This is a genomic window from Propionibacterium acidifaciens DSM 21887 (assembly GCF_000426605.1).
GTDB lineage: Bacteria > Actinomycetota > Actinomycetes > Propionibacteriales > Propionibacteriaceae > Propionibacterium > Propionibacterium acidifaciens.
In genome coordinates this window covers 1-18,166 of record NZ_AUFR01000013.1, presented here as the reverse complement: position 1 = coordinate 18,166, position 18,166 = coordinate 1, and the positions used below count along the sequence as shown (strand labels likewise).

Sequence of the window (18,166 nt, the reverse complement as noted above, 5' to 3'; positions counted from 1 at the left end):
AGGAGGAACGGATGAGCGAGCAGCCGCGGCCCGAGCCGGCCGGGCTCTTCGACGAGCTGAGCCCGCTGCTGGCCCAGGTCGTCACCCCCGTGCAGTACGTGGGCGGTGAGATCAACGCGCGGCTGCGCCCCTGGGGGGACTCCCAGGTGCACTGGGTGCTCATGTACCCCGACACCTACGGCGTCGGCCAGCCCAACCAGGGCTTGGCCATCCTCTACGAGGTCATCAACGAGCTCGGCTGGGCGAGCGCCGAGCGCAGCTTCAGCGTCTGGCCCGACCTCGAGGCGCTCATGCGCGCCCACGGCCTGCCGCAGTTCACGCTCGAGAGCCACCGGCCGGTCCGGGCCTACGACGTGCTCGGCGTCGGCCTGAGCACCGAGCTCGGCTGCACCAATCTGCTCAACGCACTCGACCTGGCGGGCGTCCCCCTCCACAGCGACGAGCGCACCATGGACGATCCACTCGTGCTCATCGGGGGACACTGCGCGTTCAACCCCGAGCCGGTCGCCGACTTCATCGATGTCGCCGTCCTCGGCGACGGGGAGGAGGCGTCCGTCGAGCTCTCGCGCATCGTCCGCGACTGGCGCCTGGCCGGTTGCCCCGGCGGGCGCGACGGCGTCCTGGAGGTCCTGGCCGCCACCGGAGGGTTCTACGTGCCGCGCTTCTACGACGTCGAGTACGGCGACGACGGCGCCATCGCGCGCATCAGCCCGAACCGGGACGGCGTGCCCGCCGAGGTCGAGCGCTGGGTGCTCACCGACCTGGACGCCTGGCCCTACCCGAAGGAGCCGATCGTCCCGCTCGCCGAGACCGTGCACGAGCGCTACTCGGCGGAGATCTTCCGCGGCTGCACCCGCGGCTGCCGCTTCTGCCAGGCGGGCATGATCACCCGCCCCGTGCGCGAGCGCTCCCTGGCCGCCATCGGCGCCATGGTCGACCACGGACTGCGCGCCACGGGCCTCGAGGAGGTCGGCCTGCTCAGCCTGTCGAGCGCCGACCACACCGAGATCACCGAGATCGCCCACCAGCTGGCCGACCGCTACGAGGGCGACAACGTCTCCCTGTCGATCCCCAGCACCCGGGTCGACGCCTTCACCGTCGACCTGGCCCGCGAGCTCTCGCGCGGCGGGCGCCGCTCGGGCCTCACGATCGCCCCCGAGGCCGGCTCGGAGCGCCTGCGCGCGGTCATCAACAAGAACGTCAGCGAGGACGACCTCATGGCGACCGTCTCCGCGGCGTTCGGCCAGGGCTGGCGCTCGGTGAAGATGTACTTCATGTGCGGCCTGCCCACCGAGACGGACGAGGACATGCTGGCCATCGCCCGCCTGGCCCACCGCGTCGTCGAGACCGGACGCCGGATCACCGGGCGCCGCGACATCGCGTGCACCGTCTCGATCGGGGGCTTCGTGCCCAAGGCGCACACCCCGTTCCAGTGGGCCCCGCAGGCCGGCCCCGAGCTCGTCGACCACCGCATCGGCGTGCTCCGCGAGGCCGTGCGGGCCGACCGCGGCTTCCACCGCGCCATCACGGTCCGCTGGTCCGACGGCGCGCCCGGCCAGATCGAGGGCCTGCTGGCCCGAGGCGACCGCCGGGTCGGGCGCGTCATCGAGGCCGTCTGGCTCGACGGCGGGCGCTTCGACGGCTGGCGGGAGCACTACGACCACCAGCGGTGGGTCGACTGCGCCGCCATCGAGCTCGAGCCCCTCGGCGTCGACCTGGACTGGTACACCACCCGCGAGCGCGACGAGCTCGAGGTGCTGCCCTGGGACCACCTCGACGCCGGGCTGGACCGCGGCTGGCTGTGGCAGGAGTACCTCGCCGGGCGCGCCGCCCGTCAGCTCGCCGACTGCCGGTGGGACGGCTGCGAGGACTGCGGCGTCTGCCCCCGCCTCGGCGTCGACATCGAGATGGGCCCCTCGGGCACGACGCTGCTGCCGCTCGAGCCCCCTCCGCCGCGGAGGGCCGGCGCGGACGCCTGACCGGCCCCCGGCCGCCGGTTCGCGTCCCCGTCGTCGGGCGCCTACCATGCGTGGGTGCCCCGTCGAGAACCCCCGCGCCAGCCGCCGCCCGTGCAGCATTTGCGCCTGTGCTACTCGAAGCTCGGCGCAGCCCGCTTCGCGTCTCACCGCGACTTCTCGCGGGCCTTCGAGCGCGCGCTGCGCCGGGCGGGCGTCCCGATGGCCCACTCCTCGGGCTTCTCGCCGCATCCGTGCATCAGCTACGCCAATTCGGCGCCCACCTCGGCGGCCTCCCACGCCGAGTACGCCGACATCGCCGTCCTCGAGGTGCTCGACCCCGAGCGGGTGCGCGAGGAGCTCAACGCCGCCCTGCCGGCCGGCTTCCGCGTGCTGCGCGTCGTCGAGCGGCGCCGGCCCCCGCTGTCGGAGCTGCTCCAGGTCTCCGACTGGGTGATCGACCTCGGCGAGGACCGGACGCTGCGACTCGGGCGGGCGGTCGACGAGCTGCTCGCGGCCCGGTCCGTCGAGGTGAGCCGCGTCACCCGCAAGGGGGAGCGGACCTTCGACGCGCGCCCGGCCGTCCGGTCCGCGCACGTGGACGAGGACGGCCGCGTGCAGGTGCGCCTCGTCCACGGGGCCCCGCTCGTACGCCCCGACGACGTCCTCCGGGCGCTGCGCCGGCTGGAGCCCGGACTGGGCGGGGACCACCCCGGCCTGTTCACCCGCCTGCGCCAGGGCCCGCTGCTTCCGGACGGCGCGATCGGGGACCCGCTCGACGTGCCGGACCCGACGAGCGGGCCGCCGGCCCCGTGAGCCGGTCCCGCGGGCCGGAGCCCGGTTCCCGCCCGGCCCGGCCCGGTCCGGGCGTGCGCGCGTCCTCACGCGTCCGTGTCGGTGCGTGTGCCATACTTGAAACCAGGTAAGGGCCGCCAAGCGCCCGTACCCGCGAGCCGGAGGCATCCTCACCGCGACGCGCGAGCAGACCGCGGGGGATCCCGGCGACAGCGGGAGCCGCCAGCTTTCGTCGCACCCGTGCGACTGATCCGCGCCTGCACGGCGCAAGAGGAGCACTTCATGCTCGATGACGTGACGTCCACCGCATCCCACGCCGACGACGACCTGCCGCGCCCCCCGCGCGGTCGCCGCGCGAAGACGCGCCCGGCGGGCCCGCCCGAGGAGGCCCCCGCCGCGGCCCCGGAACCGGCGCCCTCCGAGCCGGCCGCCGCCGGGCCCGCGGACGACGCGACCACGGCCGGCGACGGCCAGGGGCATGGTGGGGCCCCGGCCGACGAGCCCCCCTCGGCCGGGGAACGGCCCGCTGCGCGGAGCAGGACCAAGCGGCCCGACCCGGTCGACATCGCCATCGCCGCCGTCCTCGACGAGGCCGTCGCCCAGCGCGAGGCCGAACGGGCCGAGCTGGCGGGCCTTCCCGAGCCCGGGCCCGTCGAGGTCCCGACCGGCGGCTCGGACGACCGGCCCGATGCGGAGGCCGAGGAGACCCCGGCCCCGGCGCGCAGGCCGGCCCGGCGCCGCTCCTCCCGGGCCCGCGCCGCGGAGTCCGAGCCCGCCGCCGACGGCGAGCAGGACGACTCCGGGAGCAGATCCCGCGGCCGCAGCAGGGCTGCTGCCGACGCCGACGACTCCGCCGCCCAGCGGGTCGGCGCGCTCCTGTCCGAGGCCGAGCGCGAGGCGGCGGGCCGGGACCGTCGCGCCGAGGGCGGCGCGGACGAGCAGGTCGACAAGCAGGCCGTCCTCGACTCCCTCACCGCCGCGATCGCCGGCGGCGAGCAGGCGCCCGCCGAGCCCGCCGCCGAGAAGGAGACGGCGCCCGAGGACGAGGGCGGGGAGAACGCCGCGGACGAGCAGGGCACGCGCCGTCGCCGTCGGCGTCGCGGCGGCCGTCGTCGTCACCGCGGCGAGCAGTCCGACGAGACCGAGGACGGCGCCGGGGGCGAGTCCGGCGGCTCCGACGAGGACGTCGACAAGGACGGCTCCAAGGACTCCGGCGCCGAGTCGTCCGAGGCCGGTCAGGGCCAGCACCGTCGCCGTCGCCGTCGCCGCCGCCGCGGCGAGGACACCGGCGGCTCCGACGACGACCCGAGCGACGTTGTCGTGCGGGTGCGCGAGCCCCGCCACAGCGCCGTCGACGAGGTCACCGGCATCGAGGGCTCCACCCGGCTCGAGGCCAAGCGCCAGCGCCGCAAGGAGGGCCGTGCGGCGGGCCGCCGCCGCGCGCCGATCCTGTCCGAGGCCGAGTTCCTGGCCCGCCGCGAGTCCGTCAACCGGAAGATGGTCATCCGCCAGCGCGAGGAGTACACCCAGCTGGCCGTGCTCGAGGACGACGTCCTCGTCGAGCACTACGTCGACCGCAAGGCCTCGACCTCGCTCATCGGCAACATCTACCTCGGCAAGGTGCAGAACGTCCTGCCGAGCATGGAGGCCGCGTTCATCGACATCGGCCGGGGTCGCAACGCCGTGCTCTACGCCGGCGAGGTCGACTGGGACCTCATGCCCGACAAGAACGCCCCCCACGCCATCGAGGAGGCGCTCAAGCCCGGCCAGACCGTGCTCGTCCAGGTGAGCAAGGACCCGGTCGGAGCCAAGGGGGCCCGTCTCACCGGGCACGTCTCGCTGCCGGGCCGCTACGTCGTCTACTCACCGGACGGCCATCTGTCCGGCATCAGCCGCAAGCTGCCCGACACCGAGCGCCACCGCCTCAAGGGGATCGTCAACGAGGCGGTCGACGAGTCCGGCTCGGTCATCGTCCGCACCGCGGCCGAGGGGGTCTCCGCCGACGACCTGCGCCACGACGTCACACGGCTCAAGGCCCAGTGGGAGGTCATCGAGAAGAAGGTCGCCACCGGCAACGCGCCGCAGCAGCTCTACGCCGAGCCCGACCTGACCCTGCGCATCGTGCGCGATCTGTTCACCGAGGACTTCTCCGAGCTCGTCATCGCCGGCAGCGGCGGTCCGGGCGACGCCTTCGACACGATCGACGCCTACGTCGAGCACATCGCGCCGCGGCTGCGCGACCGCCTCCGGCACTGGGACGACGAGAAGGGCGATCCCTTCACCGCCCACCGCATCGACGAGCAGATCTCCAAGGCCCTCGAGCGCAAGGTCTTCCTGCCGTCGGGCGGCTCGCTCGTCATCGACCGCACCGAGGCCATGACGGTCATCGACGTCAACACCGGAAAGTTCACCGGCACCGGCGGCAACCTCGAGGAGACCGTCACGAAGAACAACCTCGAGGCGGCCGAGGAGATCGTCCGCCAGCTGCGGCTGCGCGACCTCGGCGGCATCATCGTCGTCGACTTCATCGACATGGTGCTGCCGGCCAACCGTGAGCTGCTGCTGCGCCGGCTCGTCGAGTGCCTGGGTCGGGACCGCACCCGCCATCAGGTGAGCGAGGTCACGAGCCTGGGCCTGGTCCAGATGACGCGCAAGCGCATCGGCACGGGCCTCGCCGAGGCCTTCACCGTCGAGTGCGACAAGTGCGGCGGGCGGGGCTACATCCGCCATGACGAGCCCGTCGCGAGCCAGGCTCCGGCCGACGGCGGCGAGCGGCATCGCCGCGGGCGCCGCGGCGGGAGGAGGAGCGGCTCCTGAGCGGATCCGGGCCGGAACCGCCGGGACGCGACGCGCAGGGGATCGCGGGCCGCACGGCCCGAGTCCCTGCGCGCACCATCCCGGTCCGGCGACCGATCACGACGGGCGCGCCCGGTCCCCGCTGCCCCCTGTGCGCCGTCCCGACGCGCAGACCGGGCAGTCCCGCCGCGCCTCGGGGGCCTGCGCCGCGTTTTTGCCTGCCGGGCGGCCGAGGAGGAGGCCGCCAGCTCGGGCCTGCGGTTGGACGACGAGCTCGGTCGCGTGCGGCGGCACGGCCGCCCCCGCGCCCCGGGCCTGCGGGCTCTTCGGGCCGACCCGGCCCGGCCCACGGGTTCAGGCCACCATGCCGGCCGCCAGTGTGTTGCCGGCCTGCGGGTGGACGAGGATGAACGAGCCCGTCGTCCGCGAGTCGCCGTAACGGTCGGGGCACAGCGGTTCGGCCAGCGTCAGCCCGATCCGTCCGATGTCGTTGAGGGCCAGCTCGTCGGCCTGCTCCTCGTCGAGTGCGGCGAGGTCGAGGCGCCCGTCGATGGCGGTGACGATGGCGGTGACCGTCCGCGTCGTGTGCTTGACGAGCAGGCGGTCCCCGACGTGCAGCGCCCGGTCGCCCAGCCAGCACACCGTCGCGTCGAGGGTGCTGACGGGCTCGGGGCCGGGATCGGCGGCGATGAGATCCCCGCGCGCGACGTCGATCTCGTCGCCCAGCCGCAGCGTCGCCGACCGTCCGGCCCCGGCGCGCTCGGCCCGTCCGCCCCCCGGGAGGTCGATGCCGACGATCCGCGTGCGCTGCCCGCCGGGCAGCACACGCACCTCGTCCCCGACCCGGAAGGAGCCCCGCTCCACCCGGCCCGCGTAGCCGCGGTAGTCGCGGAAGCGCTCGCCCGCGCCGGACCCGGGGCGGAGCACGTATTGCACTGGGAAGCGCCCCGGCTCGTCATCCTGGGGCTGCTCGACGGGCACCCGCTCGAGGTGCTCCATGAGGCTGGGCCCCTCGTACCAGGGCGTCCGCCCGGAGCGCTCCACGACGTTGTCGCCGAGCAGCGCGCTCACGGGGATGACGGTGAGCTCGGCGATGCCGAGCCGGGCGCCCAGCTCGCGGACCCGCTCGGCGAGCTCCTCGACGACCCGGCGGTCGTAGTCGACCAGGTCGATCTTGTTGAGGGCCACCACCACGTGGGGCACGCGCAGCAGCGCCGCGACGGCCAGGTGGCGACGGGTCTGCTCCAGGATGCCGTGGCGCACGTCGACGAGGGCGACGATGAGCTGGGCGGTGGAGGCGCCGGTGACGGTGTTGCGCGTGTACTGCACGTGGCCGGGGCAGTCGGCCAGGATGAACGAGCGTCGCGGGGTGGCGAAGTAGCGGTGGGCGACGTCGATGGTGATGCCCTGCTCGCGCTCGGCGCGCAGCCCGTCGGTGAGCAGGGCGAGATCGGTCTGGTCCAGGCCGCGGTCGGCGGAGGCCCGCTCCACCGCGGAGTACTGGTCGATCATGATGTTCTTCGTGTCGTGGAGCAGCCGGCCCACGAGGGTGGACTTGCCGTCGTCGACGCTGCCCGCGGTGGCGAGACGCAGCAGTTCACTCATCAGAAGTAGCCCTCCTTCTTGCGGTCCTCCATGGCGGCCTCGGAGAGCCTGTCGTCGGCGCGGGTGGCCCCGCGCTCGGTCAGCGTCGTCGCGGCGACCTCGGCGAGCACCGCCGCGGCGTCGCCGGCCGTCGACTCGACGGCCCCGGTGCACGACATGTCGCCCACGGTGCGGTAGCGCACGGTCCGCGTGACGACCCGCTCGTCGTCGCGGGGGCGGGTGACGGGGCCCAGCGGCATCCACATGCCGTTCCGCCGGAAGACCCGGCGCTCGTGGGCGTAGTACAGGGAGGGCAGCTCGATGCCCTCGCGCACGATGTAGCTCCACACGTCGAGCTCGGTCCAGTTCGACAGCGGGAAGACCCGCACGTGCTCCCCGGGCAGGTGCCGCGTGTTGTACAGGCCCCACAGTTCGGGGCGCTGGTTGCGCGGGTTCCACTGGCCGAAGGCGTCGCGCAGCGAGACGATCCGCTCCTTGGCGCGGGCCTTCTCCTCGTCGCGGCGGCCCCCGCCGTAGACCGCGTCGAAGCCGCCCGCGGTGATGGCGTGCAGCAGCGGCTGGGTCTGCAGGGGATTGCGCGTCCCGTCGGGGCGCTCGACGAGGCGCCCGTCGTCGATCCAGTCCTGCACCCTCTCGACGGTCAGCCGCAGCCCGTGGCGGGCCACGACGTCGTCGCGGAAGGCGAGGACCTCGGGGAAGTTGTGCCCGGTGTCGACGTGGAGCAGGCCGAACGGCAGCGGGGCCGGCCAGAAGGCCTTGCGGGCGATGTGCAGCATGACGACCGAGTCCTTGCCGCCGGAGAACAGCAGGACGGGCCTCTCGGCCTCGGCGGTGACCTCCCGGATGATGTGGACCGACTCGTTCTCGAGCGCGTCGAGGTGGTCGTCGCCGGGCGCTCCCGCCGGGGACGCCGGCCCGGTGGTGCTCGTGGTGGTGCTCATAGGTGGATCCCGCATTCCGTCTTGGTGAGGCCGGCCCAGCGGCCGGACCTGGGGTCCTGTCCGGGGGCGACCCTGCGCGTGCAGGTCGCGCACCCGATGGATGGATAGCCCTGCCCGAGCAGGGGGTTGACCGGCACGTCGTGGGCGTCGACGTAGGCGAAGAGCTCGTCGGCGCTCCAGGCCGCGATGGGGTTGAGTTTGACCATCCGGTGGCTCTCGTCCCATTCGACGAGTCCGGCGTGGGCGCGCAGCGCGTTGTCCTCGCGGCGGATCCCGGTGACCCAGGCCTCGTAGCCGGCCAGCGCCCGGTTGAGCGGGACCACCTTGCGCAGACGGCAGCAGGCGTTGGGATCGCGCTCGTACAGCCGGGGGCCGTACTGCGCGTCCTGCTCGGCCACGCTCTGGTCGGGCCGCAGCTCCACCAGGGTGATGTCCTGGAGGATCGGCAGGTCGTCCCGCAGGTCCTCGGTCTCGGGGAAGTGGTAGCCGGTCTCGAGGAAGAGCACGTCGACCCCCGGCAGGGCCCTGGAGGCCAGGTCGGTGACCGCCGTGTCCGCCGCCATCGAGCAGGCGACCGCCATCGAGCGGCCGAAGGTCCGCGCCGCCCAGGCCATGAGCTCGGCGGCGTCGTCGTCGGCGTGCTCGCGGGACGCCCGCTCGGCGATGGCGCGCAGCTCGTCCTCGGTTCTCGTTCTCGTCATGGCAGGGTCCTTCCTCGTCCGTCCGGTCCGTGTCGGCCGCTCATGAGATCTCCTCGAGGGAGCGTCCCCCGGTGCGCCGGCCCGCCGCGGCGACGAGGGCCGCCGCGGGGAGCAGGCCGACGGCGATGGCGGTGAAGACGCCGGTGAAGCCGGCCGAGGCGAACAGGCCGGGCACGAGGGGCTGGGTCGCGGCGACCATGGAGCGTCCGACCGCGTTGTGCGCGCCGTCGGCGCTGTTGCGCAGCCGGGTCGGGTAGTTCTCGGTGGCGTAGGTGCAGCTGATGAGGCCGACCGCCATGCCGCTCGCGGTGAGCAGGAAGCCGACGACGATGAGGGCCCAGTGCCCGCGGACGTGCCCGAAGGACACCGCGAGGGCGGACTCGGCCAGCAGCAGCGCCACGATGGGCCACTTGCGCCCGCCCAGGTCGGAGACGCGCGAGGAGACCCAGCAGCCGAAGGGCACGCCGATCTGCATGCAGAAGGTGGCGACGAGGGCCAGGCGCATGCTCATGCCCTGGGCGTCGAGGAGGGTGGTGATCCAGGTGCGGACGATGAAGCTCGCCGGCGTCTCGAGGGCGAAGAGCACGAGCAGGACGGCGGTGGGTCGCGCGTTGGCCCGCGAGAAGATCGTCCGCAGGCTGGTCAGCGGGCCGGGAGGGCGCCCGGTGCGGGCGGCCGCCTGCGAGAGGTCCACGTCGTGGCCGGTCAGCGCGCGGACCGTCGCCTCGGCCTCGGCGACGCGCCTCCGGGAGACGAGCCAGCGCGGCGACTCCGGCAGGGAGCGCCAGGCCAGGGCCAGCGGGATGATGCCGAGCCCGCCGAGGATGAACAGCGCCCGCCAGGCCTGCGCCCCGAGGGGGATGATGAGGTTCGCGGCGATGCCGATGACCGGCACGGCGCAGTAGCCGACCGCGGCCACCCGGCCCTGCCAGCGCCCGCGGGACTCCCCCGGGGAGATCTCGGCCAGATAGGTGTGGGAGCAGACCATCATGGCGAACAGGCCGACGCCCGTCAGCGCGCGGGCGGCGACGAACAGCCCGAAGCCGCCGGCCAGGCCGTTGACGACCGAGGCCGTGCTGAACAGCGCCATGCCGTGCAGGAAGACCCTGCGGCGCCCGAAGCGGTCCGAGCAGAAGCCGCCGAGCAGGCCCCCCACGGTCATGCCGACGAAGTAGGCGCTGTTGATCGTCGCGATCCGTTCCAGGCCCAGCCCCCAGGAGCTGCGCAGGGCCGGTGCGATGTACCCGAAGTTCCAGTTGTCGAGCTGGTCGAAGAAGTAGGCGATCATCACGAGGACGAAGACGCGCCGGTGGGCGGCCCGCACGGGCAGCCCGTCGAAGTAGTGGGTGGCCCGTCGGGGGCCGGTCGGCCCCGGTCTGGCCGGGGCCGCGGCTCGGCGGTCCGAGGTGAGGAGTGTCATGTCTGTCCAGAGATGCGTGCGGCCGCTGCGCGCCGGCCGGACGGAGCGGCGCGGTGCTGCCGGGGAGCGGAGTGCGGGTGCGACGGCCCGCCGGTGAGAGGGGACGGGGCGTGAGGGCGCAGGGGCAGCCCTCAGCCGTCCGTGGTGATGCGTGCGGGGGAGAGGAGGGCCGGGATCAACAGGCCGCGGCGACGACGAGCATGAGGTCGATGTGCTGGCGGCAGGAGAGCAGGGCGCCGAGGGCGGTGCTGCCGTCGACTGCGCTCATGGATCGGCTCCTCGTACTGGGACACTCCTGCTGGGATAAGGCCCGTGACAGGGCATGCCGATCGTAACGGAGAGGTCGGGGCGGATCAAACCGCGTCGCGTCGGCGGAGGCCGTACCGGCATGCCCGCCGGTCGCGCCCGCCGATCCGGCGTTTGACCCCGCAATGCGGCACCGGGTAATCTGTCCCCTCGGTGCTCTGGCTCCGCCTTCGTCGAGCCGAGCAGGAATGACCGTCACGGTGGGCGGTCGTGCACTGAACCGAGGGCCACCGGATCCGATGGCCGAAGAGCGAGAGCCGCCCGCGGGTGGCGCGACACAGGAAGTGGGTCAGGCGTGTACGCGATCGTGCGCAGTGGCGGCCGTCAGCACAAGGTGGCGGTGGGCGATGTCGTCGAGATCGACAGGGTCGCCGAGGAGGTGGGCGCGAGCGTCGAGCTCCAGCCCCTGCTCGTCGTGGACGGCGGCGCCGTCACCTCCGACGCGAAGTCCCTCGGCAGGGTGAGCGTCACCGCCGAGGTGCTCGGCGAGACCAAGGGCCCCAAGCTCCACATCCTCCACTACAAGAACAAGACCGGTTACAAGCGCCACCAGGGCCACCGTCAGCACTACACCCGGGTCAGGGTCACCGGGATCAACGCCTGAGGAGGCAGACATGGCACACAAGAAGGCTGGTTCCAGCTCTCGCAACGGCCGCGACTCCAACGCCCAGCGCCTCGGCGTGAAGCGCTTCGGCGGCCAGCTCGTCAACGCCGGCGAGATCATCGTGCGGCAGCGCGGCACCCACTTCCACCCCGGCGAGGGCGTCGGCCGCGGCGGCGACGACACGCTCTTCGCACTGGTGCCGGGCACCGTCCAGTTCGGCACCCGTCGCGGACGCCGTGTCGTCACCATTGAGCCGGTCGAGGCCGCCGTCTGAGCGGGCGGCACGCAGACCTCTCGCAGGGGCCGGTCCTTCGGGGCCGGCCCCTGCGCCGTGCCCCGTCCGCGCGGCGGGTCCGTCCGCGGGGCGTCGGATCGTAGACTGGCTCGGCCAGCCACCACAGGAGTTCCGTCATGGCCATCCCCTCATTCGTCGACCGCGTCCGGCTGACCGTGCGCGCCGGTGACGGCGGCAACGGCTGCGCCTCGGTGCACCGCGAGAAGTTCAAGCCGCTCGGCGGTCCGGACGGCGGCAACGGCGGGCGCGGCGGCTCGGTCGTCATCCGCGTCGACCCGCAGGTCGACTCCCTGGTCGAGTACCACCGCCAGTCCAGGCGCTGCGCCGGCAACGGCCAGCCGGGCATGGGGGAGCACCGCAACGGGGCCAACGGCGCCGACGTCGTCCTGCCGGTGCCCGAGGGCACCGTCGTGTCCGACGCCGACACCGGCGAGGTCCTGGCCGACCTGACCGGCGGGCTGACCGAGTGCGTCGTGGCCGAGGGCGGGCGTGGCGGCCTGGGCAACGAGGCGCTGGCCTCCCGCGCGCGCAAGGCCCCCGGCTTCGCCCTGCTGGGCACCGAGGGCGAGGAGCGCACCATCGACCTCGAGCTCAAGGTCGTCGCCGACGTCGGCCTGGTGGGCTTCCCGTCGGCGGGCAAGTCCAGCATCATCGGCGCGATCAGCTCCGCGAAGCCGCGCATCGCCGACTACCCGTTCACGACGCTCGTGCCGAACCTCGGCGTCGTGCGGGCCGGCGACCACACCATCACGGTGGCCGACGTGCCCGGCCTCATCCCCGGGGCCGGCCTGGGCAAGGGTCTGGGCCACGACTTCCTGCGCCACATCGAGCGCTGCCAGGCGATCGTCCACGTCATCGACGCGGCCACCTACGAGCCCGGCCGCGACCCACTGAGCGACCTGGACGCCATCGAGACCGAGCTCGCGGCCCACGGCGGTCTGGAGGACCGCCCGCGCATCGTCGTCGTCAACAAGGTCGACGTGCCCGACGGCAGGCTCATCGCCGATCTGGTCGTCCCCGAGCTCGAGGCGCGCGGGCTGCGCGTCATCGAGGCCTCGGCGGCCACCGGCGAGGGCCTCCAGGAGCTCGTCTTCGCGATGGGCGAGCTCGTGCGCGCCCGCCGGGCCGAGCGCGCCGCGGCCCCCGCCCGGCGCGTCGTCGTCCGCCCGAGGCCCGTCGACGAGGGCGAGGAGTTCACCATAAGGCGCCAGGGCGACGGCGAGGGCGGCCTCGTCTGGCGGGTGCGCGGCGCCAAGCCGGAGCGCTGGGTGCGCCAGACCGACTTCGGCAACGACGAGGCCGTCGGCTATCTGGCCGACCGCCTCAACCGGCTCGGCGTCGAGGACGGGCTCCTGGCCGCCGGCGCGCAGCCCCACGACGCCGTCGCGATCGGCGCCGGCGAGCACCCCGTCATCTTCGACTTCGCGCCGCAGGTCGAGGCGGGCGCGGAGATCCTCTCGCGGCGCGGCGAGGACCAGCGCCTCGCCGACGCCCGGGGCGCCGTCCGGCGCCGCCGCGAGCGCGACGCCGCCTACCGCGCCGAGCGCGAGGCCCTCATGGGGTCCGCCCGCGGCGCCGACTGGCGCCGGGTGCGCGGCGCACGGCTCGACGAGATCCGCGCCGAGGCCGCCGACGGCGGCGACGTCGAGGTCGAGGTCGAGTGGGCCGAGGGCGACCCCTCCCGCGACGTGCGGTCCTGGACGGGGCCGGACGATGACTGAGCCGGGCGCGTCCGTCTCCCGGGGCGAGGACGAGGCGGAGCTGCGCACTGCCATTGCCGACGCCCGCCGCGTCGTCGTCAAGGTCGGCTCCTCGTCGATCTCCAGCGCCGAGAACGGGGTGGACACGATGCGGCTCGCCGGGCTCGTGAGGGCCCTGGCCGACGCCCACGACGCCGGCCGCGACATCGTCCTCGTGAGTTCCGGCGCCATCGCCGCCGGCATGAGCCCGCTCGGTCTGGCCCGGCGACCCCGCGACCTCGCCCACCAGCAGGCGGCCGCGGCCGTCGGCCAGGGCCTGCTCATGGAGCGCTACGCCGAGCTCTTCGCGGCGCGCGGGCTGCTCGCCGGCCAGCTCCTGCTCACCGTCGAGGACATCACCCGTCAGGCCAGCTACCGCAACGCCTCCCGCACGCTGGGCACGCTGCTGCGCATGGGTGCGGTCCCGATCGTCAACGAGAACGACACCGTCGCCACCGGCGAGATCCGCTTCGGCGACAACGACCGGCTCGCCGCGCTCGTCGCCCAGGTGGTGCGCGCCGACGCGCTCGTCATGCTCTCCGACGTCGACGCCCTCTACACGGGCCACCCCGACGAGCCCGACTCCGAACGCGTCGGCTACGTCGCCGACGTCGACGCCCTCACGGTCGACACCCACCGCTCCGGCGCCGCCGGCGTCGGCACCGGCGGCATGGCGACGAAGGTGCAGGCCGCCCAGATCGCCACGAGCTCGGGCATCCCGGTGCTCCTCACCGACGCGGCCAGCGCCGGGAGGGCGCTGGTCGGCAGCACCGGCACCGTCTTCGCGCCGGTCGACCACCGGCGCCCGCGCCGCCTCATGTGGCTGGCCTACGCCTCGCAGAGCCGCGGCCGCCTCGCCCTCGACGCCGGGGCCGTCCGCGCGCTCACGGCGGGCAAGGCGTCCCTGCTCGCCGCCGGCGTCACGGGCGTCAGCGGTGATTTCCTGGCCGGCGACCCGGTCGAGCTCGTCGGGCCGGACGGCGAGGTCGTCGCCCGCGGCCTGGTCAACTTCTCCAGCGAGGAGCTGCCCGGGATGCTCGGGCGCAGCTCGGGCGAGCTGGCCGCCGAGCTGGGCGCGCAGTACGAGCGCGAGGTCGTGCACCGCGACATGCTCGTCCTCATGCACCACGACCATGCGGACTGACGGCGTGCGGGCTGACGGCGCGGAACCCCGGGCCGCGCCGCGGCGCGCGGACTGACGGCGGGTGGGCGCCGCGCCGTCCGGCGCGGCCCGGTGTTGTGGTGCCGTCCGGCGCGGCCCGTTACTGTGGTGTGGTGCAGATCAGCGAACAGGCCGAGCGCGCGAAGGCCGCCTCCCGCGTGCTCGCCACGGCGAACCGGCAGCGCAAGGACGCGGCGCTGGCGGCCATGGCGGCGGCCCTCGAAGCGGCGACCGACGAGATCCTCGAGGCCAACGCCGGCGACGTCGGGGCGGCCCGCGCCGGGGGCACCGGCGAGTCGCTCGTCGACCGCCTCGCCCTCACGCCCGCGCGCCTGGCCGACATGGCCCGGGGCCTGCGCGAGCTGGCGGCGCTGCCCGACCCGGTCGGCGAGACGGTCCGCGGCTGGCGGCTCCCCAACGGGGTGCGCGTCGAGCAGGTGCGCGTGCCCTTCGGGGTCATCGGCATGATCTACGAGGCCCGCCCCAACGTCACCGCCGACGCCGCCGGCATCTGCCTCAAGTCCGGCAATGCGAGCCTGCTGCGCGGCTCGGCCGGCTGCCTGCGCACGAACCGGGTCGTCGTGGCGGCCCTGCGCGCCGGCCTCGAGGCCGCCGGGCTGCCCGCCGACTGCGTCAACCTCGTCGAGGGCGGACACGAGGTCACCGGCGAGCTGATGCGCGCCCGCGGGCTCGTCGACCTGCTCGTCCCGCGCGGGGGCGCGGGCCTGATCCGCGCCGTCGTCGAGGGCGCCACCGTGCCTGTCATCGAGACGGGCACCGGCAACTGCCATCTGTTCGTCGACGCCTCGGCCGACCAGGACATGGCCCTCGCGATCATCCTCAACGCCAAGATCCAGCGTCCCAGCGTCTGCAACGCGCTCGAGACGCTGCTCGTGCACCGCGCGATCGCCGACGACTTCCTGCCGAAGGCCCTCGACGCCCTCACCGGGGCGGGCGTCACCGTCCACGGCGACGGGCCGAGCCGCGCCGCCGACGCCCGGATCGTGCCGGCGGGCGAGCACGAGTACGAGGCCGAGTACCTCGGCCTCGACCTGGCCTGCGCCGTCGTCGACGACCTCGACGCGGCGGTGGCCCACATCCGCCGTTACAGCACCGGCCATTCCGAGACGATCGTCACCGCCGACGCCGCCGCCCAGCGGCGCTTCACCGACGAGGTCGACGCGGCGGTCGTGCTGGTCAACGCCTCGAGCCGGTTCACCGACGGCGGCCAGTTCGGCTTCGGGGCCGAGATCGGCATCTCCACCCAGAAGCTGCACGCCCGCGGCCCGATGGGGCTGACCGAGATGACGACCACGAAGTACCTCCTGCTCGGCGAGGGGCAGACGCGTGCCTGAGGGCCCGACGAGCGCGGACGCCTGCGAGCCGGGCCCGGCCACCGTGGCAGGGGAGCGTCCGGGGCCGGCGGCCGCCGATCCGGCGTCCCCCGGCGACGAGCAGGGGAGCAGTCTGGGGCTGCCGCGGGCGAGCATGGCCCGCCGCTACCGGCTCGGCATCATGGGCGGCACCTTCGACCCCATCCACCACGGCCACCTCGTGGCGGCAAGCGAGGTCGCGGCCCGCTTCGGGCTCGACGAGGTCGTCTTCGTGCCCACCGGGGTGCCGTGGCAGAAGGCGGGCCGGCGCGTCTCCAAGAGCGAGGACCGCTACCTCATGACGGTGGTGGCCACCGCCTCGAACCCGCAGTTCACCGTCAGCCGCGTCGACATCGACCGGCCGGGCAACACGTACACGATCGACACGATCAAGGACATCCGCGCCGAACGCGGCGGCAACCTGGAGCTCTTCTTCATCACCGGCGCCGACGCCCTGCGCTCGATCCTCACCTGGCGGGGCGGCGACGAGCTCTTCGGCCAGGCCCACTTCGTCGGCGTGACCCGCCCCGGCGTCGAGATGGCGCGGCGAGACATCAGCCATCTGCCGTCCGACAAGGTCACGCTCCTCGAGGTGCCGGCGCTGGCCATCTCGTCCACCGAGTGCCGCGAGCGCGTCGCCTCCGGCCTGCCCCTGTGGTACCTCGTGCCCGACGGCGTCGTCCAGTACGTCGCCAAGCGCGGCCTGTACACCGGGGCCAACGAGTCCGAGATCCTCGTCGCCGACCCGGTGCCCGACGAGCCCGCGGAGGCCGTCCGACCGACGGGGGAGGGGTCCCGATGAGCGCCACGGAGCGGGCCCTGGAGATCACCCGGGCCGCGGCCCTGGCCGCAGCCGACAAGCTCGCCACCGATCCCGTGGCCTTCGACGTGAGCGAGCAGCTGGCGATCGCCGATGTCTTCCTCATCGTCTCGGGGCGCACCGAGCGCCAGGTCGGCGCCATCGTCGACGCCGTGGAGGACCGGCTCGTCGAGCTGCGCGAGCGGCCCCTGCGCCGCGAGGGCCACGGGACGAACCGCTGGGTGCTGCTCGACTACGGCGATCTCGTCGTGCACGTCATGCACGCCGACGACCGCGCCGCGTACGGCCTGGAGCGGCTGTGGCGCGACTGCCCGACCATCGACCTCGCGCTCGGGAACGCCGGCGTCACTCGTGCCGCCGGGGACGGGCGGGACGCCCGGGCCCCCGGCTCCGCGGCGGTGGGCGACGGGTGAGCGGGCCGGGCACCAGGCTGGTCCTGTGGCGCCACGGGCGGACCGGCTTCAATGCGCAGCACCGCTTCCAGGGCCGGCGTGACGTGCCGCTCGACGAGATCGGCCTCGCGCAGGCCCGCGCGGCCGCCCCGCACCTGGCGGCGCTGGGCCCCGCGGCGATCATCAGCTCGCCGCTGAGCCGCGCACTCGGCACGGCGGAGGCGTTGGCCGGGCTCACCGGGCTGCCGGTGGAGCGGGACGGCCGGCTCGTCGAGGTCGACGTGGGCGACTGGGCGGGGCTCACCCCGGCCGAGGCGGGCGTCGCCCGGGCCGACGGCCGGGCGCCGTGGGGCGAGGACGACGACTTCCGCTTCTCGCCGAGCGGCGAGACGAACGCCGAGGTGAGTGAGCGCGTCGGCCGGGCCCTGCGCGAGATCGCGGAGCGCCACCGGGGCCGTACCGCCGTCGTCGTGACCCACTGGGTCGCCATCCGGGCCGGAGTGCAGGCGCTGTGCGGGCCCGGTTTCCGCGCCGACGAGCACTCGGCGCCGGGCAACTGCTCGTGGACGGTGCTGGTGTCGGCCGACGGCGGCTGGCGAGTGGACCTGTGGGGCGCGAGCGCGGGCTGAGCGGTTCGACGGGCACGCGCCACCGAGCGGGGTCGTGGGGGTCGGACGATTCACCGGGATCGGCAGGCCAGGGGGCTTGGAGGTCACGCCGATCGTGCACGATGGGCGGAATCTCGCGGCACGACGCCGATCGACGAGCCGGGGAACTTGAAGGTCACGCCGACAGGCCATGATCGGCGGGTTGCTCGGATGTCCGACGGTTGGGCGGTCCGGTTCGTCCGCCGGCGCATGGATCGGAAGAGACAAGGAGACTTATTCAAAATCCTTGTCGAACCCACGCCTGACTTAGGGTCTTTCCTTGACAACGATGAAGCTTATTCATAGGGATGATCTAAGCTGTTGTCGATGGTTTCGTGGAGGCGTGTCGCAGAAGACGAAGGGCGGCCTGCCCCGAGATAATTAATGCGTGACAAGAAACTATCAAGGAACAGGCCGCAGGCCCCATGCTATCACACGACTGACCCGAACCCAGATGCACGACCTGTGCCGGAGAATCCACGCGGCAACCGGCGGTGATCTGCCGTCGGCCGGTTCACGGCGGCTCGGCCCCCACCAGAGCGTCCGGCTCGTTCTGGCCAGTCTGCGTCACAATCTTGAACAGGAGCTCCTCGCTGAACTGTTCGGGATCTCCCA

General features: G+C 73.9%; 15 protein-coding genes. 11 read left to right on the top strand and 4 right to left on the bottom strand.

Annotated features, from left to right (window positions below):
- Positions 1–11 precede the first annotated feature (11 nt).
- The 3 genes from K336_RS0106115 (at position 12) to K336_RS0106105 (ending at position 5,567) form a co-directional block, all read left to right on the top strand.
- Positions 12–1,979: a TIGR03960 family B12-binding radical SAM protein gene (locus tag K336_RS0106115; RefSeq protein WP_021797003.1), complete on the top strand. Its 1,968-nt coding sequence runs from the start codon at positions 12–14 to the stop codon at positions 1,977–1,979.
- Between the two features lie 90 nt (positions 1,980–2,069).
- Positions 2,070–2,771, top strand: a complete 702-nt coding sequence (locus K336_RS0106110) for a TIGR03936 family radical SAM-associated protein (RefSeq protein WP_081660629.1) — start codon at positions 2,070–2,072, stop codon at positions 2,769–2,771.
- A gap of 261 nt (positions 2,772–3,032) precedes the next feature.
- On the top strand, positions 3,033–5,567 hold the full coding sequence (locus K336_RS0106105; RefSeq protein WP_028706551.1) for an Rne/Rng family ribonuclease: 2,535 nt from the start codon (positions 3,033–3,035) through the stop codon (positions 5,565–5,567).
- A gap of 333 nt (positions 5,568–5,900) precedes the next feature.
- On the opposite strand, the gene K336_RS0106100 is transcribed toward K336_RS0106105, so the two are convergent.
- From K336_RS0106100 to K336_RS14870, 4 genes are read right to left on the bottom strand one after another with little or no spacing between them, the layout of a single operon-like run.
- Entirely contained in the window at positions 5,901–7,151 is a 1,251-nt protein-coding gene (locus tag K336_RS0106100) for a sulfate adenylyltransferase subunit 1 (RefSeq protein WP_021796520.1), read from the bottom strand.
- Positions 7,151–8,092 (bottom strand): sulfate adenylyltransferase subunit CysD, encoded by a 942-nt coding sequence (gene cysD, locus K336_RS0106095; RefSeq protein ID WP_021796516.1) that lies wholly within the window; start codon positions 8,090–8,092, stop codon positions 7,151–7,153. Before cysD ends, K336_RS0106100 begins: the two co-directional genes overlap by 1 nt.
- Positions 8,089–8,793 carry a phosphoadenylyl-sulfate reductase gene (locus tag K336_RS0106090; RefSeq protein ID WP_021796517.1) on the bottom strand — a complete coding sequence of 235 codons (705 nt, stop codon included), beginning with the start codon at positions 8,791–8,793 and terminating at the stop codon, positions 8,089–8,091. Before K336_RS0106090 ends, cysD begins: the two co-directional genes overlap by 4 nt.
- Positions 8,794–8,833: 40 nt before the next feature.
- On the bottom strand, positions 8,834–10,213 hold the full coding sequence (locus K336_RS14870) for an MFS transporter (protein WP_051245464.1): 1,380 nt from the start codon (positions 10,211–10,213) through the stop codon (positions 8,834–8,836).
- 601 nt (positions 10,214–10,814) lie between these two features.
- On the opposite strand from K336_RS14870, the gene rplU reads away from it, so the two are divergent.
- The 8 genes from rplU (at position 10,815) to K336_RS14860 (ending at position 17,533) form a co-directional block, all read left to right on the top strand.
- Entirely contained in the window at positions 10,815–11,123 is a 309-nt protein-coding gene (gene rplU, locus K336_RS0106075) for a 50S ribosomal protein L21 (protein ID WP_021796514.1), read from the top strand.
- Positions 11,124–11,133: 10 nt separating this feature from the next.
- Complete coding sequence (rpmA, locus tag K336_RS0106070) at positions 11,134–11,397, top strand: 50S ribosomal protein L27 (protein WP_021796518.1); 264 nt, start codon at positions 11,134–11,136, stop codon at positions 11,395–11,397.
- A gap of 137 nt (positions 11,398–11,534) precedes the next feature.
- Complete coding sequence (gene obgE, locus K336_RS0106065; RefSeq protein WP_028706549.1) at positions 11,535–13,139, top strand: GTPase ObgE; 1,605 nt, start codon at positions 11,535–11,537, stop codon at positions 13,137–13,139.
- Complete coding sequence (gene proB / locus K336_RS0106060; RefSeq protein WP_051245463.1) at positions 13,132–14,301, top strand: glutamate 5-kinase; 1,170 nt, start codon at positions 13,132–13,134, stop codon at positions 14,299–14,301. The genes obgE and proB overlap by 8 nt, the downstream gene beginning before the upstream one ends.
- A 128-nt stretch (positions 14,302–14,429) precedes the next feature.
- Positions 14,430–15,674, top strand: a complete 1,245-nt coding sequence (locus K336_RS0106055) for a glutamate-5-semialdehyde dehydrogenase (RefSeq protein ID WP_028706547.1) — start codon at positions 14,430–14,432, stop codon at positions 15,672–15,674.
- Between the two features lie 133 nt (positions 15,675–15,807).
- Positions 15,808–16,494: a nicotinate-nucleotide adenylyltransferase gene (gene nadD / locus K336_RS14865; RefSeq protein ID WP_051245468.1), complete on the top strand. Its 687-nt coding sequence runs from the start codon at positions 15,808–15,810 to the stop codon at positions 16,492–16,494.
- On the top strand, positions 16,491–16,925 hold the full coding sequence (gene rsfS, locus K336_RS0106045) for a ribosome silencing factor (protein WP_021797343.1): 435 nt from the start codon (positions 16,491–16,493) through the stop codon (positions 16,923–16,925). Before nadD ends, rsfS begins: the two co-directional genes overlap by 4 nt.
- Complete coding sequence (locus K336_RS14860; protein ID WP_021797350.1) at positions 16,922–17,533, top strand: histidine phosphatase family protein; 612 nt, start codon at positions 16,922–16,924, stop codon at positions 17,531–17,533. The genes rsfS and K336_RS14860 overlap by 4 nt, the downstream gene beginning before the upstream one ends.
- The last annotated feature ends 633 nt before the right edge of the window (positions 17,534–18,166 follow it).